This is a genomic window from Parabacteroides sp. AF14-59, assembly GCF_003479515.1.
GTDB lineage: Bacteria > Bacteroidota > Bacteroidia > Bacteroidales > Tannerellaceae > Parabacteroides > Parabacteroides faecis.
Genome location: NZ_QUHH01000003.1, coordinates 283,423 through 307,901 on the forward strand (window position 1 = coordinate 283,423; position 24,479 = coordinate 307,901).

At 39.6% G+C, this 24,479-nt stretch carries 32 protein-coding genes; all 32 read left to right on the plus strand.

The genetic code is table 11. The features are described 5' to 3' along the window. The first annotated feature begins 5 nt into the window (after nucleotides 1-5). The 32 genes from DWW23_RS05290 (at nucleotide 6) to DWW23_RS05445 (ending at nucleotide 24,229) form a co-directional block, all read left to right on the plus strand. The gene (locus DWW23_RS05290) at nucleotides 6-368 is read left to right on the plus strand and encodes a Cas9 inhibitor AcrIIA9 family protein (protein ID WP_122352226.1); all 363 of its coding nucleotides are present in this window, start codon (nucleotides 6-8) and stop codon (nucleotides 366-368) included. Nucleotides 369-371: 3 nt separating this feature from the next. Then, on the plus strand, nucleotides 372-1,664 hold the full coding sequence (locus tag DWW23_RS05295) for a PcfJ domain-containing protein (protein ID WP_122352227.1): 1,293 nt from the start codon (nucleotides 372-374) through the stop codon (nucleotides 1,662-1,664). Nucleotides 1,665-1,678: 14 nt separating this feature from the next. Next, nucleotides 1,679-1,969: a hypothetical protein gene (locus DWW23_RS05300; RefSeq protein WP_122352228.1), complete on the plus strand. Its 291-nt coding sequence runs from the start codon at nucleotides 1,679-1,681 to the stop codon at nucleotides 1,967-1,969. 109 nt (nucleotides 1,970-2,078) lie between these two features. After that, complete coding sequence (locus DWW23_RS26515) at nucleotides 2,079-2,219, plus strand: hypothetical protein (protein ID WP_187576634.1); 141 nt, start codon at nucleotides 2,079-2,081, stop codon at nucleotides 2,217-2,219. A 26-nt stretch (nucleotides 2,220-2,245) separates the two neighbouring features. Beyond that, a complete protein-coding gene (locus DWW23_RS05310) occupies nucleotides 2,246-2,455 on the plus strand; it encodes a hypothetical protein (protein ID WP_122352230.1) in 210 nt (69 codons plus the stop codon). A gap of 21 nt (nucleotides 2,456-2,476) precedes the next feature. Then, nucleotides 2,477-2,875 (plus strand): hypothetical protein, encoded by a 399-nt coding sequence (locus tag DWW23_RS05315; RefSeq protein WP_122352231.1) that lies wholly within the window; start codon nucleotides 2,477-2,479, stop codon nucleotides 2,873-2,875. Nucleotides 2,876-2,898: 23 nt separating this feature from the next. Then, a complete protein-coding gene (locus DWW23_RS05320) occupies nucleotides 2,899-3,267 on the plus strand; it encodes a hypothetical protein (protein WP_147382593.1) in 369 nt (122 codons plus the stop codon). Between the two features lie 10 nt (nucleotides 3,268-3,277). Next, nucleotides 3,278-3,577, plus strand: coding sequence for a hypothetical protein (locus DWW23_RS05325; RefSeq protein WP_122352233.1), 300 nt, complete (start codon nucleotides 3,278-3,280; stop codon nucleotides 3,575-3,577). A 76-nt stretch (nucleotides 3,578-3,653) separates the two neighbouring features. Then, complete coding sequence (locus tag DWW23_RS27015; RefSeq protein ID WP_158583156.1) at nucleotides 3,654-3,908, plus strand: HNH endonuclease; 255 nt, start codon at nucleotides 3,654-3,656, stop codon at nucleotides 3,906-3,908. A gap of 114 nt (nucleotides 3,909-4,022) precedes the next feature. After that, the gene (locus DWW23_RS05335) at nucleotides 4,023-4,367 is read left to right on the plus strand and encodes a hypothetical protein (protein ID WP_122352235.1); all 345 of its coding nucleotides are present in this window, start codon (nucleotides 4,023-4,025) and stop codon (nucleotides 4,365-4,367) included. Nucleotide 4,368: 1 nt separating this feature from the next. Further along, nucleotides 4,369-6,075 (plus strand): terminase TerL endonuclease subunit, encoded by a 1,707-nt coding sequence (locus tag DWW23_RS05340; protein ID WP_122352236.1) that lies wholly within the window; start codon nucleotides 4,369-4,371, stop codon nucleotides 6,073-6,075. Between the two features lie 131 nt (nucleotides 6,076-6,206). Continuing rightward, nucleotides 6,207-7,421: a phage portal protein gene (locus DWW23_RS05345; RefSeq protein ID WP_158583157.1), complete on the plus strand. Its 1,215-nt coding sequence runs from the start codon at nucleotides 6,207-6,209 to the stop codon at nucleotides 7,419-7,421. Then, a complete protein-coding gene (locus DWW23_RS05350) occupies nucleotides 7,408-8,043 on the plus strand; it encodes an HK97 family phage prohead protease (protein ID WP_122352238.1) in 636 nt (211 codons plus the stop codon). The genes DWW23_RS05345 and DWW23_RS05350 overlap by 14 nt, the downstream gene beginning before the upstream one ends. An 18-nt stretch (nucleotides 8,044-8,061) precedes the next feature. After that, entirely contained in the window at nucleotides 8,062-9,171 is a 1,110-nt protein-coding gene (locus tag DWW23_RS05355) for a phage major capsid protein (protein WP_122352239.1), read from the plus strand. Between the two features lie 77 nt (nucleotides 9,172-9,248). Continuing rightward, nucleotides 9,249-9,545 (plus strand): head-tail connector protein, encoded by a 297-nt coding sequence (locus DWW23_RS05360; protein ID WP_122352240.1) that lies wholly within the window; start codon nucleotides 9,249-9,251, stop codon nucleotides 9,543-9,545. Further along, entirely contained in the window at nucleotides 9,542-9,874 is a 333-nt protein-coding gene (locus tag DWW23_RS05365; RefSeq protein ID WP_122352241.1) for a phage head closure protein, read from the plus strand. Before DWW23_RS05360 ends, DWW23_RS05365 begins: the two co-directional genes overlap by 4 nt. Then, complete coding sequence (locus DWW23_RS05370; RefSeq protein WP_122352242.1) at nucleotides 9,864-10,385, plus strand: hypothetical protein; 522 nt, start codon at nucleotides 9,864-9,866, stop codon at nucleotides 10,383-10,385. Before DWW23_RS05365 ends, DWW23_RS05370 begins: the two co-directional genes overlap by 11 nt. Next, complete coding sequence (locus tag DWW23_RS05375) at nucleotides 10,382-10,765, plus strand: DUF3168 domain-containing protein (protein ID WP_122352243.1); 384 nt, start codon at nucleotides 10,382-10,384, stop codon at nucleotides 10,763-10,765. Before DWW23_RS05370 ends, DWW23_RS05375 begins: the two co-directional genes overlap by 4 nt. Nucleotides 10,766-10,840: 75 nt before the next feature. Then, the gene (locus DWW23_RS05380) at nucleotides 10,841-11,236 is read left to right on the plus strand and encodes a phage tail protein (RefSeq protein ID WP_158583158.1); all 396 of its coding nucleotides are present in this window, start codon (nucleotides 10,841-10,843) and stop codon (nucleotides 11,234-11,236) included. Continuing rightward, a complete protein-coding gene (locus DWW23_RS05385) occupies nucleotides 11,233-11,529 on the plus strand; it encodes a hypothetical protein (protein WP_122352245.1) in 297 nt (98 codons plus the stop codon). The genes DWW23_RS05380 and DWW23_RS05385 overlap by 4 nt, the downstream gene beginning before the upstream one ends. Nucleotides 11,530-11,627: 98 nt before the next feature. Beyond that, complete coding sequence (locus DWW23_RS05390; RefSeq protein WP_147382594.1) at nucleotides 11,628-11,870, plus strand: hypothetical protein; 243 nt, start codon at nucleotides 11,628-11,630, stop codon at nucleotides 11,868-11,870. After that, nucleotides 11,851-13,725 carry a hypothetical protein gene (locus DWW23_RS05395; protein WP_122352247.1) on the plus strand — a complete coding sequence of 625 codons (1,875 nt, stop codon included), beginning with the start codon at nucleotides 11,851-11,853 and terminating at the stop codon, nucleotides 13,723-13,725. The genes DWW23_RS05390 and DWW23_RS05395 overlap by 20 nt, the downstream gene beginning before the upstream one ends. After that, entirely contained in the window at nucleotides 13,722-15,815 is a 2,094-nt protein-coding gene (locus DWW23_RS05400; protein WP_122352248.1) for a hypothetical protein, read from the plus strand. Before DWW23_RS05395 ends, DWW23_RS05400 begins: the two co-directional genes overlap by 4 nt. 1 nt (nucleotide 15,816) lies before the next feature. Next, nucleotides 15,817-19,293 (plus strand): hypothetical protein, encoded by a 3,477-nt coding sequence (locus DWW23_RS05405; protein ID WP_147382595.1) that lies wholly within the window; start codon nucleotides 15,817-15,819, stop codon nucleotides 19,291-19,293. A gap of 56 nt (nucleotides 19,294-19,349) precedes the next feature. Beyond that, complete coding sequence (locus tag DWW23_RS05410; protein WP_122352250.1) at nucleotides 19,350-20,225, plus strand: hypothetical protein; 876 nt, start codon at nucleotides 19,350-19,352, stop codon at nucleotides 20,223-20,225. A gap of 46 nt (nucleotides 20,226-20,271) precedes the next feature. Continuing rightward, nucleotides 20,272-20,937, plus strand: coding sequence for a pyocin knob domain-containing protein (locus DWW23_RS26520; protein WP_187576636.1), 666 nt, complete (start codon nucleotides 20,272-20,274; stop codon nucleotides 20,935-20,937). Nucleotides 20,938-21,008: 71 nt separating this feature from the next. Continuing rightward, nucleotides 21,009-21,506, plus strand: a complete 498-nt coding sequence (locus DWW23_RS05420; protein WP_122352251.1) for a hypothetical protein — start codon at nucleotides 21,009-21,011, stop codon at nucleotides 21,504-21,506. Between the two features lie 3 nt (nucleotides 21,507-21,509). Next, on the plus strand, nucleotides 21,510-21,725 hold the full coding sequence (locus DWW23_RS05425) for a hypothetical protein (RefSeq protein ID WP_122352252.1): 216 nt from the start codon (nucleotides 21,510-21,512) through the stop codon (nucleotides 21,723-21,725). 135 nt (nucleotides 21,726-21,860) lie between these two features. Continuing rightward, on the plus strand, nucleotides 21,861-22,301 hold the full coding sequence (locus tag DWW23_RS05430; protein ID WP_122352253.1) for a phage holin family protein: 441 nt from the start codon (nucleotides 21,861-21,863) through the stop codon (nucleotides 22,299-22,301). Further along, nucleotides 22,288-22,695, plus strand: a complete 408-nt coding sequence (locus DWW23_RS05435) for a structural protein P5 (RefSeq protein WP_122352254.1) — start codon at nucleotides 22,288-22,290, stop codon at nucleotides 22,693-22,695. Before DWW23_RS05430 ends, DWW23_RS05435 begins: the two co-directional genes overlap by 14 nt. Further along, nucleotides 22,692-23,069, plus strand: coding sequence for a hypothetical protein (locus DWW23_RS05440; protein WP_122352255.1), 378 nt, complete (start codon nucleotides 22,692-22,694; stop codon nucleotides 23,067-23,069). Before DWW23_RS05435 ends, DWW23_RS05440 begins: the two co-directional genes overlap by 4 nt. A gap of 440 nt (nucleotides 23,070-23,509) precedes the next feature. Beyond that, nucleotides 23,510-24,229, plus strand: a complete 720-nt coding sequence (locus DWW23_RS05445; protein ID WP_122352256.1) for a hypothetical protein — start codon at nucleotides 23,510-23,512, stop codon at nucleotides 24,227-24,229. The last annotated feature ends 250 nt before the right edge of the window (nucleotides 24,230-24,479 follow it).

Sequence of the window (24,479 nt, forward strand, 5' to 3'; positions counted from 1 at the left end):
ATTCTATGAAAACAAAAAGCTTTAATGAAGTAATCGCTGATTATTTGAAACAGCGGGCAACAGAGGATGCACTATTCACTCCGAAGTTTACTAACTCAAAGAAGAGTGTTGATGAATGCTGTCAGTACATTTTAGGAGAGGCTCGTAAAAGAGGTAGAGAGGTAGTCATGACAGATGACGAAGTTTTTGGACTAGCTGTGCATTATTACGATGAAGAAAATATCGTAGTGAATAAATCTAACGGTCATAAGGCCAAAATTACTCAATCAAGTAAGCCGGCGAAAGTTATTGTTTCGCCAGTGGCAATACCGAAACGCGGAAAGATAAGAAATGAAGAAAATAAGTTACAATTATCTTTATTTGATTGAACTATGAAACCACGTAATAAACAACAAAGGCTGGTAGCTAGTCTAAGCAGTAAGTTGCCGAAACTTACCGACAAGCAACGTCAGTGGGCTATGAAAAACGCGGTTGAACATCCCGGTTTTCGGACAAAGAAAGGCATTATTTGCACAGATTGTGGTAATTCCTTTACAGACATGATGAAGTTCGAAGATGGAGAATTTGATATATGTCCGCACTGTGGAGCTTGTATAAAAATAGAAACTTCACGGAGAAAGACAGACCGGGAGATAGAGTACTTCTCTATTGTCACTACATGTAAAGGATGGCAAGTCATTCGCTTTTTCTACATAGAGAAAAATTGTAAAGCTGGAAAATCCGCTTACTATTACATTGACGAAGTTATACAGCAATGGATGAAGCCCGATAATGAGCTTGTGACAATAGCTAAACCACGTCTGATGAACTCTGCCTATATTTCTGATATGTGGAGTCATGGCGGAAAGTTGGAAATAAGGAACTATCAGGACGTTTACAATGTAAGTGTAAACGAGACTTACCCTATCATGCGTGTTCTACCTGAATGGAAAAAGCTTGGATTTACAAAAGCTATTCCTCATATAGGTGTATTTTCTTTGCTTCGTAAATTACTATATGAACCTAAGGTTGAAACCTTATTAAAAGCAAAACAATACGATTTACTTCGATTTATTGTGGGTTTTTCCGGAGCATATAAAGTTCATAACAATTGGCCTTCTATCAAAATCTGTTTCCGTAATAACTATATCGTGAAAGATGCTTCTATGTGGTTCGACTATCTGGATCTTCTTAAGCGGTATCATAAGGACCTGCGAAATGCTCATTATGTTTGCCCTAAAGACTTAAGTGTAGCTCATGACTACTATATGAATAAACGTAGGAAAGAGCAGGAGCGAGAAGCTAAAGAGCGTGATATGCAAAAATTACTTCAGTTAAAGAAATACGAGAAAGAATTTGAGGAACTAAAGTCCAAATTTTTTGACTTGAATATCTCAGACGGAAAGATTGTTATTGTAGTTCTAAAAAGCCTCGATGATTTCAAGCAAGAAGGAGATGCTATGCACCATTGTGTATTTACAAATGAATATTTTAAAAAGAAAGATTCATTAATACTTTCCGCGCGCATAAATGATAAGCGTATTGAGACAATAGAGGTTTCACTTAAAAAGATGGAGATAGTTCAATCCCGGGGAGTGTGTAACAAAAATACAGAGTACCACGACCGGATAATTGCGCTAGTAAAAAAGAATATGAATCTAATCCGTCGTAAACTGACGGCGTAAAAACTAAATGTATTATGGTAACAAGGAGATTAATAGTTAAAACAGAAAGTATAGAACGCTTTTTCAAAGAGTTCGGCAGTGGTCAATCAGAAATAGCCCGCTCTATGTATCATTTTATGCAGGATGAGGTAGTAATAAAGAAGCCGGATGATTTAGGCATTGGTGATATGGTTGTATTTCATATAGCGGGCAAAAGTCTGGAAGGACGATTTGCAATAGAACATGTGTATGAGTATAGTGTGTATGAATATGACGATCTGTCTTATAGGCTTGTATTGAAGGATTTTAATGTAGTTCGAATTTAAAAAGAAGTGAATCATGAAATGTCGAGAAGTTTGGAACCATAGAGATGAATTTTTTACTCTCACAGAAGACGAAGAACGATATATCCGAGCCTTAGAGCGATTAAGCAAAATGAATCCTGGTAGAATCTGCCTGATGGCAAATGGGACCATAAGTGTAAGAATTAACGATCAATGGCATGACGATAACATAGACGCCTGCTGTAATGTATTTATTAACTGCGAAGGTGGAGACGGAGGAGACAATCATTAATTAACAACTAAAAATAATTGATAGTTATGATCAATATTGATTTTTCAACCCCGAATACAGCATTCGGAAATCTACAAGAGGGTTCAATACTTCTATTTCAGAAAAACTCAGATGGAACATTTTCGCCGCTAGCTCTGAATCGTGGCCTGGCTGAGATAGTTCAACAATTATTGGCAAAATTCAGCGAAGATACACCTCTCGCTGTAATAAGTGAGGTGAAACTAAAGCAATTATAACTGAAATTGAAGGAATAAAGGATGAAGAGTAAAAATGCAAAAATATTCCTTGATACCTGGGTGACGAAGGTTAAAGGATATAGTACACCAGTTGTTTCTTATGATGATGCAGTTCAGTCCGTAGAACTTGCAGAGGAAGAAATGAAGTCTAAAGCTATCGAAGCCTTCAATGAGGCGATGATTTATTATACCTCTCCGGCCTGTACTAAGGACGAGGAAGCGTTGAAGTATTTTAGAGCTTACCTGGGTCAAGAACTAGATAGCAGTTGTTCGGAAAAACCGAACGACCTGATCTGCGGCAACTGTGACGCGTTTTGTGAGTGTGTTATGGGGCCGTATGGCGTAGATTGTAATGATCCGGCCTGTCCTAGATTTGATGATAGTTCCTTGAGTCAATTAAAGAATAAAGATCATGAATAGGAATATTACAATATCACAGGAAGATGACAATGGGCGGAAAAAGCGATTTGAATTCTGGTTTCATGAAAACTTCATTGCAGTACATGCTCATGGATTTACTGACAATGAGAAGCTGGCCAAAAGTGCTACACGATACCGGAATATATGGGGTTGTTGGTACTATTGCTTTGAAACATTTATACCTCGGTTTGTTTTTGAGAAGATATTTTCTTCGAAAGAATGTATTAAAACATTTGTTGATTGGTTTCAAGAAACGGAAGAAGAATAGTTCAATTCACGCAAGAACTGAACCAATCAGAAAAGAAAAGCAAAGCCGTTCGGCGGCAATCCGGACGGCTTTAGTAAAACCAAAACGTTTCAATGTAAATCTCCACTACAAAAATAATAAATAATAGCATTGAAATGAAACGATTTAGACATATTAAAAGCAGAGTGACAGGAGTAGACTTTGACCGGCTTAATGCGATCAAAGAAAAGTATGGATTTAAATCCGTGTATGAAATATTGAATTACCTGGTACATTGTTTTCTGCGTGTAGCGGATCCGGAGAATGATCCGATCGATGAGCCTCTGCCTGTTGAGATAGAGACAATGTTTGCAGGCTATACCGATGCAGAAAGCAGATATAAAGGCGAGAAACCTAAACGGAGGTGTAACACCACGATCGACAAAGATATTGACCCAATGAGCAAATACATCTGATATGTCACGCAATCCAACTTATATAAAGCTAATCAACTGCCAGACCTGGCGCAACCTCAGAAATAGACAATTGAAAATGCGGCCACTTTGCGAGGAATGCAGGAGTAAAGGAATCTATACGTCAGCAACCGAGGTACACCACCGTATGCCGGTAGAGTCGGTAAAAAGTGAACAAGCAATGAAGAAGCTGGCGTATGATCCCGACAATCTTGTAAACCTCTGCCATGAGTGTCACATAGAAGTACACAAGGCTCTGCATTCAAGAGGAAAAGATGTAGTAAAGAACAAGACTGAGCGAGAGGTAAAGAGCTTTAAGGGCCGGTATTTATAAAAATCAACAAGAGGGGGGAGGGTCTTTTTTTAATTGAAGGAGAAAGCCCCAAACCCCGCCCTTTTAGTATTTACACTCGCGAGGTATTTTTTCCCTGGGGGGTAATGGTGAAATATGGAAACAGTAAAAAGTATAACAACAAAAATTAGATCGGCCTTAAAAAGGCAGGGTACTTATTCAAAGGATTTAGAGATATGTATAGGTACAGCTGCAGGCTCGTATTATGCTTTTTTACTATCCCAGAGGGATATTGAAAGTTTAGACCGCAGTTTTGTAGAGGAAGTTTCTCGGGAAGGCAATATAAAGCTGGTTCCTCATCCGGCATTTAAGACGCTGAAAGATTCACAGGAAAGTGTTCGTAAAGCTTTACGGGAGTTGGGTCTGACTATGTCTACTCTGGCTGTTGATGAAGATGATGAACTGGGTAAGTTAATTGAAGATGTTGAGAGTGTAGAATGAAATGGAAGAAACTGAAAAGCAGAAACTCAGAGAACTGAAATCCTTTACAGTTGCCCGGTTACGGTCTATAAATGTGGACTCGTACGGATTGTGCAATACTGATGCCCGGCTGCGTGATTATGTTCTGCAATGCATTTCAGATCCTGACGCTCACAATCTGTATGAACATCTTTCTATTGTCCGTTTTTTTCGTTTCCTTGACACATACGAGTTCCGATCCAGGGAGGTAAAAAAGTTTATCCGCTTTTATGAGCGTCTGAAATTTACAGGGAAGAAGGGGAAGACCCGGTATAAACTTACGCCGATACAGGTCTTTCAATTCGCTAATATACTAGGCTTCTATAAGTCTGACGGGAAAAGACTTTGCCGGGAAGCTCTTTTGTTTGTTCCCCGCAAATTTAGCAAAACAACCTCCGTTGCATCGATTGCTATCTATGATTTACTTTTTGGTGATGCTAATGCTCAGGCTTATGTCGGTGCTAACAGTTATGACCAGGCTCAGATTTGTTTCCGAGAGATAAAAAGTATTTTGTCGGGGCTTGATAAAAGGTTGAGGTACTTTAAGCTGAATAGGGAAGTAGTGTATAACCGGATGAAAGGTAAAAGTTCTCTGGCGCGCTGCCTGGCCACCAATCCGGATAAGCTGGACGGGCTTAATGCGTCGGTAGTTATACTCGATGAATATTCACAGGCAAACAGCGCGGACCTAAAAAATGTACTAACCTCATCTATGGGTGTCCGTGAAAACCCTCTTACTATCGTCATCACAACTGCAAGCGACAAAGTGGATGCTCCTTTTTATGAGATGCTGCAAGGCTACAAAGCGATCTTATGTGGAGAGCAACAGGATGATACTATATTCGCTCATATATTTGAACCTGATGTGGACGACGAGGAGGACGACGAAAGAACATGGAAAAAGGTACAACCGCACTGGGGGATAACGATACAGCCTGATTTTTATGCGTACGAATATAACAAGGCTCTCCGATCAAGTGCCGATATGAAAGATTTCCGCAATAAATTGTTGAATATTTTTGCTGTCGATGAGGCTAGAGCTTGGATTAGTGCCGACTTTGCTCGGTCGATGGCTTGTGATATTGATGTAGATAAGATCCAGGGACGACCGGAGGCAATGGTTTCTATTGACTTGTCTGTTCATGACGATTTTTCTGCTGTATCTTATACCGTTTATTCAAAACTTAATCGCTCATTTTTTGCTCACACGGATTACTATTTTCCGGAGGGAGCTTTGACCGGGCATCCAAACGAGGAATTATACCGGCGTTGGGTTGATGCCGGGTATTTGAAATTATGCAAAGGTGATGTTATTGATTATCGAATGATCGTTGATGATATACTGGAAAGGAACAAAACCTTACTTATACTGCAGATTGGATACGATGCATATAAGAGTCAGGAGTGTGTTAACATGCTAGGGGCTGCCGGAGCTATGGGAGTACTCAAAGCTGTGCCTCAGACATACGGGAACTTTACCTCACCAGTCGAGAGCTTTGAATATGCGGCCCGAACCGGAAAACTAAAGATCAACAATAATCCGATCAACTTTTATTGCTTTGGCAATGCTGTACTTGATACGGATCGAAACGAAAATAAGAAACCTATCAAACGTAGCCAGTTCCGGAAGATCGACGGAGTGATAACAATGCTTATGACCTTCTGGCTATTCAATAACTACGAACAATAGCAGAAGTGCGGCCAATTTATCAGGGAGTACCGGGTTGTAAAAAGCCAGGTATGAATTTTTCTGATTTATTTCGATTTAAAAGGTCTGACTCCGTGGGCGGTATTGCTCCCGATCGAGAAAGCTATTTTGATATGACTGCACAACCTCCGCCATCTTCCGGGCGGGTAGTCTCGGTCAATTCTCCTGATTTAGCAATGAAAATAGCCGCGGTCTTTAGATGTGTAGACATTCTATCATCCGGTGTTGCATCGTTACCGTTTGAGTACAAACGATACAATCAGGCTGAGGGATACTTTGTTGATTATTATCAATCCAATTTGTATTATCTTCTTACTGTACAGGCTAATCCCAGAATGACGGCCTATGAGTTTATGCGCAATATCATTATTGAGAAAGTAATGAGAGGGAATGCTTACGTTTTTCCGCGAATGGCAGGAGGTGATTTGGATGAACTTATTCTATGTAGTCCTCATAGTGTTAGCTTCGATAAATATCTGAACTCTTATACGATTACTGATTACATAAATGGAGTATTTGGAACATACAAGGCCAACCATATAATTCATATCAGAAACTTCAGTCTCGACGGTGGTTATACTGGTGTTTCTACAATTGAGTGGGCTACAAATGTCCTGGGAATATCGGCAACAGCAGATAAAGAAACCCTTTCCGCTTTTGCTACTGGCGGTCGTCTGAAGGGGCTTGTAAGTAATGACAACAGTCTTGCGAAAGGATTCGGAGAACTGCAAGACGGGCAGTTAAAAACAGCAGCAAAAATAATTGAAGATGCGATAAAGTCAGGCAATGACATTATTTCTGTACCGGGTGACTCCAAATTCTCTACGATGTCTATCAGCCAAAAAGACATGGAGCTTTTGGAAAGTAAAAAGTTCGGCGTCCTGGAAATATGCCGGTTCTTTGGCGTGCATCCTGATAAGGTTTTTGCCGGTCAATCTGCAAATTACAAAGCTAGCGAAATGTCTCAGGTGTCTTTTTTAACTGATACATTAGCTCCAACACTCCGACAAATTGAAATGGAGTTTTATGCAAAATTGGTAGACCGTGAGTTTTACCAGTATTACAAATTTGAATTTGATAAATCTAGTATCTACACGACAGACCTGGCAACAGAGGGAGTCTATATGACTACAACGTTGTCAAACGGGGTTATGACCGTTAATGACTGGCGACGCAAGAAGGATCTGAAACCGGTTGAGGGCGGCGATCAGGTATTCGTATCCTGTAATGTTGCCCCTATAAATTCGCCTAAAATAAGTGGAGAGACAGAAAGTGCGGCCAATTTATCGGGAACTAACAGTAATAATAAAAAAGATGGAAAAGCATAAGCATGAAATAAGAACTTATTCAGATGCGGTTAACGTACAAGTACGTTCCGCAGAGGAAGGTAGACCCGAAATCATTGAGGGGTATGCTGTTGTTTTTGGCTCCAGATCTAATCTTATTTACGATTGGATGGCTGGTGAAAAAATATACGAAACAATTGAGCGCGGATCTGTAACACAGGCTGATTTGGATCAGTGGGACGTTCGGGCAACGTTGGATCATGACTTTAATCAGCTTCTGGCTCGATCCGTCAACGGTAAAGGATCTTTGGCGCTGACGGTAGACGATCATGGTGTTAAATATTCGTTTGATGTTCCTGATACAATCGACGGCGAACGGGCTGCTGAGCGCATAAAACGCGGCGAATTATTTGGATCATCTTTCATGTTTTCATTTGATGAGAAAACAGATTGTACATACAGTCGTGATAAGGATGGCATTCTTTGCCGGTCAGTAAATAAAATTGTACAGATGTATGATATATCAATCGTACAGAACCCAGCTTATCAGGCAAGCTCGGTAAGTCGTAGGAGCATGGAGGATGCCGGAGTTATTGAGCCGGAAAACAATAATGTCATCGCGGAGGTCGCTGCGATGCGTAGAAGTATAGAACAAATTTATTAACGTTAATAAAATCATAAGATGAAGAATTATTTAAAGAGAATCGGTGAAATCAATATCCGTATGAGCGAGATGGCGGATCTGTGCGAAAAGGAAAAACGCGCCATGACGGATGACGAAAAGAAGGAATTTGAATCTATCCGTATCGAGCGTGGTCTTTTGTCGATGAGAGTTGATGCAATGCAGGCCGGTAAGCCTGTCCATGTCGAAAGTCGTGCGGATGCATTTGACAAAATTGTGCGTGATTCTGTTACCAATAGTACTCAGACAACAATCAAACTGCAACGTGCCGACGTGATGCAGGATTTAGCCAGCGCAACAAATATTGTTCCGGTTACTATTGGGGATATTATTCAGCCGCTGGAAAAGGGGTTGATCTTGGATAAGGTCGGTATTAAATTACAGACCGGTTTAGCCGGTGATTATGTTTTCCCGATCGTTGCGGCAGTTGATGCAGAAATAGCAGGCCAGGAAGTGGCTTTGTCTGATAAGAAAATCGATATCACAAAATTACAACCCGCTCCGAAGCGCGTAGGTATTTCTATCCCTGTCTCAAATTTCGCCGTACATCAGACGCGCGGTGTTTTGCTGGAGATCGTTAAAATGCAAATTCCTTTAGCGTTGCAGCGTACATTGAATAAATGGATGTTTCAGCCGGAGGAAGTTGTTGTGGGGTGTTCGGGCTGTTTTAAAACTCCGGGTACGACTGTTGACTTTGCCGGTGAGGTTCCGACATATAAGGAACTGATCCTAATGCGTGGTAAGGTATATGCAAAGGGTATTGTTCCGGATGGATCAGGAGCGTATGTTATGGGTGCCGAGTTGTACGCCATCCTGGAAGCTACCCCGATCGATGCAGGTTCCGGTTTAATGATAATCCAGAACGGGAAAATCGGCGGTATTCCTGTTTTTGTCACTGAGTATATTGGCGCAGGAAAGATCGGTTTCGGAATTTTCAGCTATGAATTGTTCGGCCAGTTCGGTGATATAAATTTCATTGTAGATCCTTATACAGGTGCAAAAAAGAACATGACCTATTTTGTGCTTAACACAGAGTTTAGTATGACAGCTGCCAGAAATGAAGCCTTTGCTCTTGGTACTGTTAAAGCTGCTGCTCCGGCTAAGGCTTAACGTTGTTTGTAACAATCTTTTTATTATGTAAAGGAAGGGGGCGGGTAATACCGCCTCTTTTGGTAAAAAGCAATGATATGATAGTAACATTGGAGGATTTAAAGAAGCAGTGTAATGTTGATTTTGAAGAGGACGATAAATTGCTTATCAAGTATGCAGTAGCAGCAGAGCGATTTATCGAGAAGCGTCTTAATACAACCTTTAAGGATATCATAGTCGATAATGATGGTGTGTTCCCGGAAGATATCGAAATGGCTGTACTAATGGTTGCCACACATTGGTATAGAGTTCGTGAGGCTGTTAGTTCTACGGCTCAATCTCGTGTACCTTTCGGAGTAGAGGCTTTAATAACCCCACATAAGAAAATTATATGATATCATCCGGATTGCTTAAATATAGAATATCTTTTCTGCAGGCCGATGTTGACCGGAATAGTTTCGGAGAACAGATACAGACCTGGATCCCGACTTATACCTGTCGTGCAGATGTAAAGTTTAGTAAAGGTTCCAGGGCGATTCTGGCCGGTGAAGTTTGGAACCCGACTAGTGTAGTCATTACCTGTCGGAGAAGTGACAAGATAAATAACCGGCAGCGGATCAGATGGGAAGGAAATCAGTACAATATAGTATCTATCAATCCTGATGCAGCAGATCGGTCACTAACAATAATCGCGGATTTAATAAACGAAAACAATGGCGGATAATGACGGTTGGTTAATAGATGCTCATCAGCTTTACAGTGTGATTGATGATCTGGATTTGTCAAGCAAGGATTTGAACAAAGCTATGAAGAAGGCTCTTGCTACATCTTCCCGCATGATACAAACTGAAGCAAAGAAAAATCTGCGTGGATTGTCATATAAGGGCGGACCTATTAAAAACCCCATGTTTTTATCGAGAGGGGTTAATACTCTTGTATATAAATCCGGACGCGGGGCAAGTATCAGCTTGCTTGATAATCGTAAAGCAACGGTGAGATATAAGGGCGGCAATTATAAGAACCCAGCTTACCTTTTGAGATTTATTGAGCGAGGAACTGACGAACGTGAATTAAAAGGGCGCGGGAAGTACCCTAGAGGAACGAACAGGGGAGTATTGGAAGCCAGGCCATTCTTTGCGCCAGCCGTACAGGCTAAATATAAAGCCGCTCAGGATATACTCAACGATGGAATAGAGAAAGAACTTATTAAAATAGCTAATAAAAAACGATCATGAGTTTACTAATAGGAAAGCATATATACAGTGTATTAACATCAGACAATGATGTTAATGGGCTAGTAGAGGAAAGAGTTTTCCCGCTGGTTATACCGGATGGGGCAGATCGCCCATTTGCCGTATTTAACGATATTAATGTTGTCGGTGAATACACGAAGGATGGTTGGGCGGGAGATGTAACACAGGCTACCGTTATGTGTGTGGCCGATAAATACGAAAGTGCGGCCGATTTGGCGGAGAGTGTACGAATTACGTTAGAGCATAGTAAAAAACAATATGACGGGTACACAATCGGAAGTGCCGAGTTGAAAAAAAGCGGAGACTCTTATCAAAATGGCGTTTACGTGATAGTGTTAAATTTTGAGTTTGAAACATTTTAAATAATTGAGAATATGAAGAAACGGCCTTTAAAAGGAAAAAATCTAATGCTTTTTGTAGGTGGAAAGGCATTAGCGTTGGCAACATCATGTGGCATTGATCTTACTGCCAACACAGAAGATTCTGCGAGTAAAGACAGTGGCGGCTGGGATGATCCGGAGATTACCGGCTGGGCTTGGTCAGCTAGCTCTGACAACCTATGTAGCGCCGATGAGGCCGACAGTGTAGACGTTACCTATGAAAGTCTTGTCGATTTATGGATGGCAGGTGAACCGGTAGACCTCAAGTTTGGCATTGCTAAAAACGCCTCAGATGTGGAGGTCCCCGCAGCAGGTTGGGAGGCGCCTAGTAAAGGATATACCGGCAAAGCTGTTATTGACAGTGTGAAAATCACTGCCGCAAATAAACAAAATGCAACTATTACCGTCTCTTTGAAAGGTAAGGGAGCATTGGAAAAATTCCCGAAAGCATGAAAGTGACAATTGAAGGTAAAGAGTATGAGATTAAATACTCCTTACGTATGTACTATACGTATGAATGTATAACTGGTACGATGTTTACCGGTGGTACTCTTATTTCTGTATCACTCCTGTTTTATTCGGCACTATTGGCTAGTAATGATGATTTCCCTTGCACGTTCGCTCAGCTTGTTGGTTTTTTGGATGAAGATAATACGCCTCTTAATAAATTCAGAGACTGGTTGACTGGTGAATTGGAAAAACGTACTCCTGTAGAGGATAAAAAAAAAGTGCCGAAGAAAAAGTAATAGGTGTTAGGGAGTTATACCGGATTTGTGTCGGACGGTACGGCATGGATCCGGTATATTTTTTGGATCAGGCAACAATCTTAGAAATAGGAGACTACATGGAAGGGGCTGCGGAACGTTTGCAGGACTCATGGGAACAGACCAGGTTGTTATCATTCATCGTTGCTCGTGTTGGAGGATGTGATGCAGATACAGCAGAGGAGTTTTTGCCTTTGCCTTGGGATAAAGAAAATGAGAACATCGAAGAAAGTACCGAGGTTGATCCTGACGAACTTCGGGAATTACGAGAACAAGCAAAATTAATAGAAAAAGAGTTGAAAGATGGCAGATATACTATGTAAATTAAAATTAGTTACTGACAATTATGAGTCAAACCTCAAAAAGTCAAGACAACAAATGCAAGAGTTTACCAAAAAGACTCAGGATGCAAATCGGGATTTTAAGAAATTTGAGAGTACTATTGGAGCTGCTAGAAGCAGTTTCTTAAAGTTTGCCGGTGGTATTGGATTAGCAATAACAGCGGGGGAGGGATTGGAAAAAATGATGAGAAGTAACCAGACTACTTCTGATTTATTTGATAACAATATCAATGCGGCTAAAGATTCAGTAGATTTATTTTTTAAAAGTCTCGCTACTGGCGATTGGACTCCTTTCGAAAACGGACTTATTGGAGCCTTTGAAAGCGCACGCGATTTATCTGCCATGATGGATGAGCTGGCAGATAAAAAACTATCACTGTCTTTTATTAAGGCTGATGATTTAAAAGACCTCAAAAGGTTTGAGCAGATAGCAAAAGATTCAGATAGCACAATCGCGGAGCAAAAAGATGCGATTCAAAACATGCAGGGAGTAGTTAACCACCTTAATAAGAAAACTAAGGAGACAATAGACTTTGAACTTGAGACATTGAACAAAAGCTATGCAAATAAATCCGGATTAAATATCAATGCGGATGATGTCAGATATTTTGCTCAAAACACAAACTTTAGTGGTGATGCAACTGCACCCATGAACGAAGCCTATAAAAAATACGTCAAACTGAATAATGAAGCTGAAAAATTAAAGAAATCGTTTGATTATGAAGTAAAAAACTTTGGTTTTGATCCAACAACAAAAGCCCAAAAGGCATATCTTGAAAAGAAGAAAGAATTGGAACTATACAAACAGGAGAATGAGTTTTTAATCAAACAAGGATGGCTTACCGAAGAAAACGATGAAGCGCGTAGAAAGAGTATAGAAACTTTGATAGCGCAATCTCGGGTAATGGAAGAAATGTCCTCTCTTCAACTAAGAGTAGATTTGACAGAAAGAAGAGTAAATAGCCGTGCTGCCAAAAAAGAGAAAGCAGGGAAGGCGGAAAATAAAGCCAAAAAAGAAAAGCCGGTTGAAGGATCTATCGACTATATCAATGCTCAGATTGCAGAGTTTACCAAAAAGTTAAATGCTTCGACGGATGAGGCAGCTCGGTACGGATTAAGAAAGGCGATTGAGAAGTTTAATAAGGAAAAACATTTGATAGAGCTAGAAGCGACTATAAAACCACTGCAAAGTAAAAAGGTCGGAAAGGTCACCGGCAAAAGTGCTAAAGATGCAGCAGGGGAGAAGGTTAGCCCTATCGCAAATAAAAAATTGAAACCCGCAATAACCTCCAAAGACGTAAAGGTTACCAATCAGTATAATGAGTCTTTAGACCATACGCTAAGCATGCTGCTTGCGGTTAGTAATGCCACAAATGAGGGAGCTGCAGGCTGGATTGTCTACGGTGCAAATTCTTTAGCTGCCTTGAATAGTACATATCAAGCGTTAGCAGCTGTAATTCCTGCATTACAAGTTAAGGCCCTTGTTGCCGGTGCTGCTAGTGCTGCCGAAACTCCGATTGTAGGCTGGATAACCGCTATTGCTGCAATCGGTGCTATGACTGCTGCATTTGCTTCTTTACCAAAATATGAAAATGGAGGTATTGCTGGTGTTAATGGCGTTGTTCCCGGGGCCTCTTTCTCAGGAGATAAAATACTGGCTCGGGTAAATTCTGGTGAACTTATCCTCAACAGGGCGCAGCAGAAGAATATCGCCGCTCAACTGGTTGCCGGTGGTAGTACAAGCCGGGTTGATGTCAATGTTGTTGGCCGGATTTCCGGTCGGGATCTTGAATTAGTGATGGAAAAACGTAATCAATTTAAAAGGAGGACGCAATGAGTTTATACTTACGATACAAGAGTAGATTTTGTGATGTAGACAAAATTAAATATAATATTGAAATCTGGCAAGATGCAGAAAAAGCGTTCGCTGTTGAAGAAATAACGTTAGTTCGTGAAGCTGTCACTATCGAATGGACGAAACAGGATAAATTAGACCCCATCCGGTCGAGTGCGGTAACCTTACAGATACTTTGCCAGTCTGATCGTAAATTTATCGATCTTTATTCGGTTGCTGTTAAAACCGTACGCTTGGATATTTATCGGTCCGGATCTCTTTATTGGAGTGGCACAATTGATACGGAACTATATGAGGAACCTTATTATACTCCAAAAGGATATGTTGTTTCATTAACATTTAGTGATTTCGCGGTATTGAATCGAATCAAGTGGGGAGAGGCGGGATTTAAAACTATTAATGATGTTCTCAATACTTGTATTAATTCTGCCGGGTTAAAGTATAAGGCAATAGAGAAACATATTTCTACAAAGATGTACAGTGGTGACTCAAATGATATATTTGAGTCGCTTAGTATTTTGAGTGATAACTTTTACAATGAAGATGGGGAAGCCGACAACCTAAATGATGTATTGGAGTATGTCTTGACTCCATTCACAGCCCACATTCAACAAAAGAACGGTTCCATTCATATTTTTGATATTAATCAAATAGTAACAGAGAATCCTATCTTGATAAAATGGATGAGAAAAGACAGTCTACTTAGTGTTGATAAGGTTTACAATAATGCTAGGATAACTTTTTCTGCTTATGAGCAAACAGACATATTATCTGCAGAAATGGATGAGGAAGATTATAAAACTCCTGAGGATGGAGGGACGTTAGTCAAAACAGACCATAACGACGGGGTAGAAGGTTTTAAGATATCATTTGATACGACCAAAGATAGTGTTTTTGAAATCAAGTCGGGTACCGGTGCCAAATACTTTTGCATAAAGCCTACTTACAGCGGAAATAATGATCGTGGTGTAGCGTATTGTTGTACCCCGGATAATATACAATACCTAAATAAAGCTACCTCCTGTATGTCTGGAGGTAAACATGTAAAAGGAGAATTATTTAAAGTGAAGAAACAGCCCTATTTGGGATATGTATCTTACCGTAGGACGGATTATAAATTGAAACTGTCTTTAAATTTTCTTTTTGATGTGAGATACAATCCTTTTGAATCTGCCGCCCTTGGAAATGAGGAGGGGAATTATGCTCGTCTTACTGACTGGTGTAATTTTGCCTATGTCCCTATAATGTTGACATTACGAGATAAAGATGGGAAAGCTTTATATCATTACAGAAATAAAAATGTGATGGAGAGTGATCGGTATGATTTAGCTGGTAGGTGGGATGCCGGAGAAGGTTCATGGGGTGATTGTTATCTCTGTTATTATGATGAGGGAAACCGCAAAAGTGGAACCGGACTAGGTGGTTGGAGTACTAACAGGCAAATTATAGGCTATTATAGAGGCGGTTTACCGGCCAAAATAACTAAACGAGGTGAAGGTGAATTTATCGAAATGCCGCCTACTGCGGGGTGGCTTGATGTTCGTGTAGGTGTTGGTGTTTATCAATTCGATTATAAACGTGAGGAAAAGGATATCTATTCACGAACACGTTGGATGCTTTATAAGTCATTTGAGATCGAACTTGTAGATAAATATGGTAATTCTCTAGACTTAAAAGATCAAATACATACCGCTTGGATAGAAAGAGATGCAGAAGAGGAATATGAGGTAGAAACACATATAGGAACAATGAAAAAAGCATCTCCTGCCGCTCGCGGTATTATATTTCGTGCCTCATCTAATGATATGGTTGAAAAACTTTACCGAAATGGATATACGGCAGGATTGGAACAGCTAGCAATAGGTACTATCTATTCTCAATTTGGGAATCGCAAAAATCAGTTTTCCGGAACGGTCAAATTATTACCCGAATTTACAATCTGCTCAGAAAATAATACGCCAGGTAAATACATGCTTACGTCTGAGTTGCAAAATTTAAGTGCGGCCACTTCTGAGATAAATATGGTAGAAATAGAAGCTGACAATTATGAAGGCGTAGAGTTCACTAATTAGAATGGCTAAAAAGTACACATATAAGGTTAGAGAGGTTTCTGCTACCCCAAGAATAGGAAGGGTATTGGAAGGTGCAGCGAATGCCATTCGAGGAAATAACACAATTATTTCCTCGGGGACAAATAGTGGTGTTACAAACCATAGTGAACTGAGCGGAATTATTTCGACTTCTGATGAATATTCTGAATTTGCCCGGGATATCCACTTGACAGCGACTGACGCTGACGCATTAAAAAAACTTTCAACTCTTGAAATAATTGAGTCAACGAATACCGAAACTGTACCTAGCGACAAGAACCTTTATACTGCTCTCCGGGCGAAAAATGAGGACGAAAAACGCCTCAGGAAGGACATTGAAGATTTTGCCCTGGAATTGATCAACTTTTTGAAAGGGACAAAATTCGGAGAGTTCATCCCTGGTATCCTAACCGGTAAAGGAGGTATGATTGACGCTTTCGGAAACGGAGAGTTGGAGTCATTGATTATACGTAGATTTTTGGAAGTACCTGAGATTCGATTTAACCGGGCCGAAGTGTTTACAGGTATCAAGTGGAACGCTCCCGGTGGTGGAATTATTGAGTCTGTCGATGTCAAAAATCGGATTGCCAAATTAAAACTTGAAAACGGGGAGGTCGGGGCAGTTTCCGTCGGAGATATCTGTATGGGTATATTTCACTCTCTTATTGCTTCTGAAAATGCGACAGAGGACAAAGACGACAGCAAAGGCGTTTTCACTTTTGCTGGCTTTTTTACGGCTTATTTCACTGTGACAGAAATACTGGATAAAGGGAACAAGACATTTAGATATCAGCTTCGCCCTTCTTCTGCTAGTTATCCTCACGAGTTCCATCCAGTCGAAGCGATGCACTTCGTTGCCTATGGAAACTTTACAAATAAAGACCGTCAGACATCAAACTACTCAACCCGGACTTATACCCGCTATCTATATCATGTTGATGGCTGGGAGTTCGAAAAACGTCAGATTGCCGCTCAATTTGGTGACCTCACAAATCTTTCGATACATGGGTATAATATGACCGGTTATTCCATTTTCCTAAATAACATTTACATGACCGGCACTATCAACCAGATGTCTGCTGACGGAACGTCTGTTGAGAGAGTACCCTTCTTTAAAGGGAATTGGGTTAAGGGGAAATATGCCTACTACGATAATGTGACACATAACGGATCATCTTGGTTATGTGTCAATCCGGATGGGACAACATCGGAACCGACCGATGCTAATCCGGACTGGTTTAAGCGCGTATCAAAAGGGGAAGACGGTAAAGACGGAACAAGTGCCGAGGCGGTCGGTGAGTGGGATCGTGCCCGTGAATATGAAAAAAGCAATATCGTTCGAAGTGATGGAGCATCTTATATTGCTAATAGGGGCAACATAGGAGTAAAACCAGTAAAGAATCCTGGAGGGTATTTGACCTCTGGAGGAAAATACTTAACCACCGGAGGCAAACGGTTATATACCGGCGATCCAAATCATCCCTGGCAATTAATATCCGAAGATGGAGAACCGGGTGCACAGGGTGTCCCAGGTGAAAAAGGAGATGACGGGATACAGTATTATACCTGGTTAAAATTTGCTGATGATGACAAAGGTAACGGTATGTCTGAACTACCGGCTGGGAAAAAGTACATAGGACTTGCTATTAATAAACTTAGTCCTATCGAATCCAGTGATCCAACAGAATATACTTGGGCTTTAATCGTTGGAGAAGGAATACCGGGAAAACCGGGAGATGATGGAAAAACTTACTACACATGGATTCGATATGCAGATGATGACCAAGGTAACGGAATGAGTAATAGTCCTGATGGAAAAGCGTATATCGGGCTAGCGTATAATAAAGAAACTATCAAGGAATCAGACAATCCAGCTGATTACATATGGAGTAAAGTTAAAGGTGATCCGGGTGAAGCCGGATTGAACTATATAACAGAACCTTATAGTCCATATAGAGAATATCAGCAACGTGATCTCCTATCTTTTGCAGGAGGTAAGATATTTTGCAAAAAGAAAAATACAGGGCAAACGCCTGTACCATTCTTGACCACAGGAGGTAAATATCTAAAGACCGGTGGTAGCTATCTATTATGCAAGCCTCTTACGCCTCAAACTATTAATTCGGAATACTGGGATATCTTTATTCCTCCGACGGTTGTCGAGCCGATCAAGCAAGAGTTTACAACTTATCATACAAGCGTAACCAAACCGCCCCGTCCGATTTTAACTGGAAATAGTTTAGGTTGGAGTCAAACAATTATGACTGGTGCCCGGTGGAAATCTACGAAGAAGGCGGTATCGGACGCTACCGGCAGCTGGAGTGATCCGGTACAGTATTCGGCAGAAGATGGTAAGCCAGGAACTGATGCTACAGCCTATTGGCTTGTATCTCCTATAACAAATATCACATTTAATACAGTCGGTACACCTACTCCGTCTGCCTTTACCGTGTTAGCCAAACAACAGACAGGTACCGGATCAGTACAAGCCTCTGATAAGTTTTATCTGGCTGCTAGAAAATCAATCACCGGAACATCTGCCTGGGAACAGCATGTCGCTCCCGTAAAAGCATCATCTGTAAACGTAACAGTTATTGCAGGAATCAAAGCTTATGCCATCAGATTGTATCAGAATCAAGCTGATGCAAAAGCCTGGAACAGTAACTACATGGATGAAGTCGGTGTCTCTGTGATTAAAGACGGACAAACCGGTGCTATGCCGCGAAATTGTGGTTACTACGACCAAAGTAAAGCTCCGTTTTTTTGGAATGAACAGTATCGAGATATCGTGCTGCATCCGTTTGGTAACATTTACTATATCTTTCAGGTTCGTAATTACAGTCCGGGACAAGGTGTTTCCGTGCCTCCCACGTCACAGAACGGTGACGCAAACTGGGAACCGGCGAACAAATTGGGCTTTGTTGCGATGGATACTGCTTTAATTGATGGCGCTGACATAGCGGGATTTTTGTTTAAAAACAAGCTTATGCAAAGCCGGGATGTTGATCCTAAAACAGGTAAACCATATCTTATAATGAATGGTAGAACTGGGGAGTTTTATGCCTATAAAGGGGAATTTTATGGATATCTTAAACTGCCATTTATAGATATAGAACAATCTGATGCAGTACAGACAAATGGAAAATATCTATTGAAAAACAATCTGAATATAAAATCTTATGGCAACAATATTATACTACCTACAGACAAAAGTTACGAAGGAAGTATTGTTTCCATTTGTGATAATCAATGGCCTCCTTATACAAAGAGTACGTATTCAACAATAGTTACTACACAAAACGGAGAGAAGATAAATACTGAAAGTTCTTCAGATATTCCACGAGAAGAGTTTTTTAAGGATTCGGTTGGTGTTTGTGGAGGTATAGTTCGATTTTCAGCGGTACTAGGCTACTCTTTAAAAGCTTCAGGTAGTTGCATTAGATGGATTTTACTGAAATAACTCAAAACTGGAAAGATTTGAAACAAAATAGAACTAACAACTAAAATTGAAATATTATGGCGAATGAAATTGATTTGAATGATCTAACGATCAAAACAGACAGTCTACCAGATAGCTGGAAGGTAATATTGATTGATCCAACAACAGGACTACCGGCCCGAAATATGACTGTGGCGCGGTTTATAGAGTTGCTGACAAGTAAAATGCCAGTAGCGACAGATAAAACTAACGGTCTGTTTAGTAATGAAAATTATAAACAACTGTCCTCATTAAAATACAAGTCAGGTACATCTTCTGATAATCAGTATATATTATTGATGAGAACAGCAGACTATCATTATAGTCAAGGGTGTGCCTTAATTTGGGCGGGTAATCTTTCTGCCTCTTTAATAGGCCCCGTATGTGCTGTAATAAAGAAAAATTCAGTACCGGTATTGACATCGCTAGGCATTAATCCAGGTTTGACAAGAGGATATTATTATAGAGTATATAATGATATGCTGGAATTATATGTTAAATCAGATACTAACATGGAAGTATCCATTACTCCACTAGGTTATTTTGGTGTTACATATCCCATGACTGTATCTAGCGATCCTGGTGGATTAACTGAATTAACAATACAAACAGGTCGATCGGTAGCAGTTAAACAAAATGCTTTAACCGATACAATTACAACCTCTCCAGTACTGGAGAGCAGGCAAGTTCGCTGCAACTTGCCTGCAGAAACATCTATATCAAATTTTTCTCGCGAACAATCAGTACAATCGGGTCAGGATGGTTCAATTCCAGTTAAATCTGAGTCAAACGAGAAACAGTACATCTGGTCAATCGACAAGATCGGAAAAGCTGTCCTGGAACTACAGGCAGAAAACAAGAGACTTAAACAAATCCTCAATATCTCTGACGATAGCGAGGTACAACAAATGTAACCTTCCGCGGGCGGGACCGCCCCGGTTAATTAATTAAATAAACATTATGGCAGATAATATAGATAAGGCATTAAATGGACTTGATTTAAAGACAGACTCTTTGCCCAATGATTGGTTGATAACTTTAATCAACCCGAAGACTGGAGCACCAGCACAAAATATGACGGTAGCTAGGTTTATCGAGTTGTTTACAAACAAGCAGCCTATCGTTTCGGAAAATAATAATGGACTTTTTTCGAGTACATTATTTAGAAGATTTAGCGGCATGGCTTATTATATCCCTCAAGGTGATGCAAATACAATATTAAATAATTTAGTTTTGTTGGGAGGGGTAAACCGTCCAAGTGATGATGATTTTCATTATATTATACAAATATTTTACTCAGGTATTTCTTCTACCTCAAATAGGGTACAGATTGCTTTAGGTTATAAAACCGGTCTTATACATACTCGTGTTTATATAAATAATACGTTTTCTGACTGGAAGAGATTTACTGCAGCAATTCCTAGCAATTATTCTTTGATTCCTAATGATCTGACTGAAACAATCGTAGAAGAAGTACCGGTATCAGCCGATACACCGATGACGCTAGAGGAAACCGGGCAACCGGTGCCCGTAACGCAGACCATCGAAAGATATGAGTATAGTATACCGAAAATGGCCGAAGCTATCCTTGAACTACAGAAACAAGTTGTCGGCATGAAAGCCTAATCATCTATATCTGCCATAACCTTTTCTAAATTTATTAATTAACCGGGCACGCGCCCACAACACGAAAAATTATGGCAGATAGCTCAAATTTAAATATAGATGTAGCTTTAAATGATTTGAAGATAAAAACGAACTCCTTACCAGATGATTGGTTGGTGTCGCTAATCAATCCGAAGAGCGGGGAACCAGCGGAGATTATGACCATAGTGAGATTTATTGAGTTACTAACTAGTAAAATACCTATCGCTACAAAAGATTCAAATGGATTAATGAGTAAAGATATTATACCTTATAATAATATTTTTGTTATAACACTTAAAGAAGGGGAAGAATATGATTTAGGGAAATATTATTACTGTAGGACATTTACTGTAACATTTCCGTATGAAGGAGCAACTTCCTTTTTTTTAATTGACTCTTATAAGAACTCTAAATTAATTTATGGCGGAGGTGTTTTCTCTGCAACATATGGAGAGTTAAATAAAATATCTCTAGGAAGAAAGGAAACATCTGGTAATGTTTTCGTTTGCAATAAATTATCAAAAACTATAACAATTGGAATAGTATAAGATATGGATAAAAATACAGAAAAACGATACTATCTCAACCGAGATAGACAGAAGCTTATTGAATCCTTACAAGCGTCTGACTATAAGATTATCAAAGCGACTGAATATGCAGCTTTAGGATTAGAATGTGAATATGATCTTAATACCCTACATCAGGAACGACAATCTATCCGAGATCAGATCAACCAATTGGAGTTGGAGATTGCCGAACTGGAATAGTTCAGATCGCATAAGATATGAAACAAAACTCCGCCTCCGAACTTCGCAGCAGGGAGGCGGATACCTTAGTTTCTTTTTTCGAAACTGTGTTTACCTATTAACAAAGGTAGAATATTAATTTGAAAAACAAAGTATATGGATGAGAGGAATGTAATAAATGGAGTGGGTGCAGTCGTGTTGAGTGAGTTTGTTGACTTCCTCTATCCGCTACGATTCTTTTTACTGGCTGCCGTGGTATTAGTCTTAGTCGATCTACGGTTCGGCATTGAGGCCGCTAAATTTAGAAAAGAGAAGATCCGGAAGTCTCGGGCCGGTCGAAGGACAATTAATAAGATGGTGGACTATCTATGTTGGATATTGCTTGCTGGTGCTTTAGACAAAGCGTTTGGGATACCGTTTGATATACCCTTGTTACCGGCATTGGTTTTGCTCGCGGTCTATGGCTTTGAAATAAACTCCTGTTACGGAAACTATTTTGAGGCTCACGGGAAGAAGGTTAAAGTAAATGTGTTTAAACTGTTCGCGAAAAAAGCGGACATAATAGAGATAGAGGAGAAGAAAGATGAAAAAGAATGAATTAGCTAGGGGGCTGAGAAATAACAATCCCGGCAACATCAGAAAGAATAGCGATGTATTTCAAGGCGAAGTAAACCCGAGTAGAGACAAGGATTTTAAGCAATTCAAAAGCATGGCTCACGGCTATCGAGCGATGTTTAAAATCCTGTCGAACTATTACCGGAAATATAGTTTAACCACGATCAGAAAGATGATCGGACGCTGGGCACCGGAAAACGAAAACAATACGAGCGCTTATGTGTCGCTAGTGAGTAGCTATTCCGGGATCGGACCCGACGATCCCCTGAGCTTCGATCGTGAGCAGATGATCCGGATCGTGGCCGGGATGAGTCGTGTCGAGAATGGGAGAGAGGCTGATATGTCAGACGTAATCGCGGGGTGGAATCTGCTATGAGAGTCCTATTATATATATGTATTGCCTTTTGGCTGGTAGGCTGTACGAAAATGGTCTATGTACCTGTCGAAAAAGTTAGAACGGAAATAGAGTACCGTGATCGACTGCAACGTGATAGTATTCATGTTCATGATAGTATTAACGTTTATCAAAAAGGAGATACGGTATTCCGGGATAGATGGCATACAGAATATAAAGATCGCTTGTTACGTGATACTATCAATATTTATAAAACGGATAGTGTTCAGGTGCCATATCCAGTCGATAAGATTGTCGAGGTGAACCGGCTTCGATGGTATCAGGAGACGTTAATGTGGATCGGGGTAGGGGCGTTGGTAATTCTGATGCTCTGGCTAGTCCGTCGAAAGAAATAGCTTTTTGTTTGATATTAATACTAGTGTGTGCCGCTCTGCCTGTGATAGGTGGGGCGGCTTGGCTTTTCAAGATGAAAACTATTACTTAAAATGGCTTATTGTATAGCAAGTTTAATTTGTAAATGGCTGATTGTTAAAGAGATATTTTTACACAAATGTTATAAAAAAGATGCTTTTTATTGTTTTATTTGTGTAAATTTGATCCGATAGAATGTGCGCACATTAAGTTTTTATTAACATTTTGAATGATATTAGTATGAAAAAGTGTTTTTTGTAAATATCTTTGTTTATGGAATACCAGGAAAGATGGTGTTGAGTGGTTCAGTTAATAATCTCAAGAATTGTAGTACGGATATAAAAGTGCTTTGTATCTAACAAAAAAAATCTTGATGAATTGAAATTCTATACATTAATACAAATTTTCCTTAAATATTAAAATTATGAATGTATATCTTGTTTTATCTATAGTAGTTATAGTTGTTGTATTTTCCTATAAAATGTGTTTTTATAAAAAAGGGAAAAAAATATGGACAATATTGGAAGAAATGATAACGGTATGTTCTATGACATTTCTTGGCGTAATTTTAGCTATTTATTTTAATCAAATTGAGGTTTCTAAAACTGAAAAAAATAATGTGATTAAATATATAGAGGCTTCTGAGAAAAGTATAACTGATGCATATAATGACGTATCAGGATTCAGTAATGATATTTCAAAAGATTCTGATACTATTGTGTATCAAAAGGATAGATTTGCAAAAAGGACTCTTGGTTATCCAACTGCATTTGATATTAGCTTTAATAATGATTTATTACTAAGAATAATATCAGCTCCTTCTGTATCGAGTTTTTCATCATCATATGAAAGGATTAAGTTTATGCAACAGTGTGTTCGTGAATATGAAGGCCCTTCAATTGGTATGAAAAATACTTTGGCTGCTTATATGTACGTTTTAAATGAATGTAAAAATCATTTATACAATGAGCTATTATATCAATTTGGTGTTATTGATGAACAAGACTTAGAATCAAAAAATATATGTGAATCATTTCCCGATTTGTTAAACGATAAAAATTGGAAAGATTTGTATGGAAGAATAATGGATAAAGTTAAACGATCAGAATTTTACCAGCAAAGACTGCAAAATGAAAAAAAATAGAGTCTTGTTTCAATAAATAATCAGAGTTATCTGCTGAACAACATTCAATCCGGTGAACACCGGATCACAACAACTCGTATATTTACAAACGAAAAACGTAAATTTTTTCATAGTTAAGGTTGAGCGCCTGGACAAGTGATTGCCCGGACGCTCTTTTTACGTTCATGTCCTTTGGTTTGTCGTTTACAAACAAATCTTGTCGTTTAGTAAATAAATTAGCCTGTCTTTTTCTTATTAGCTATCTTTATCC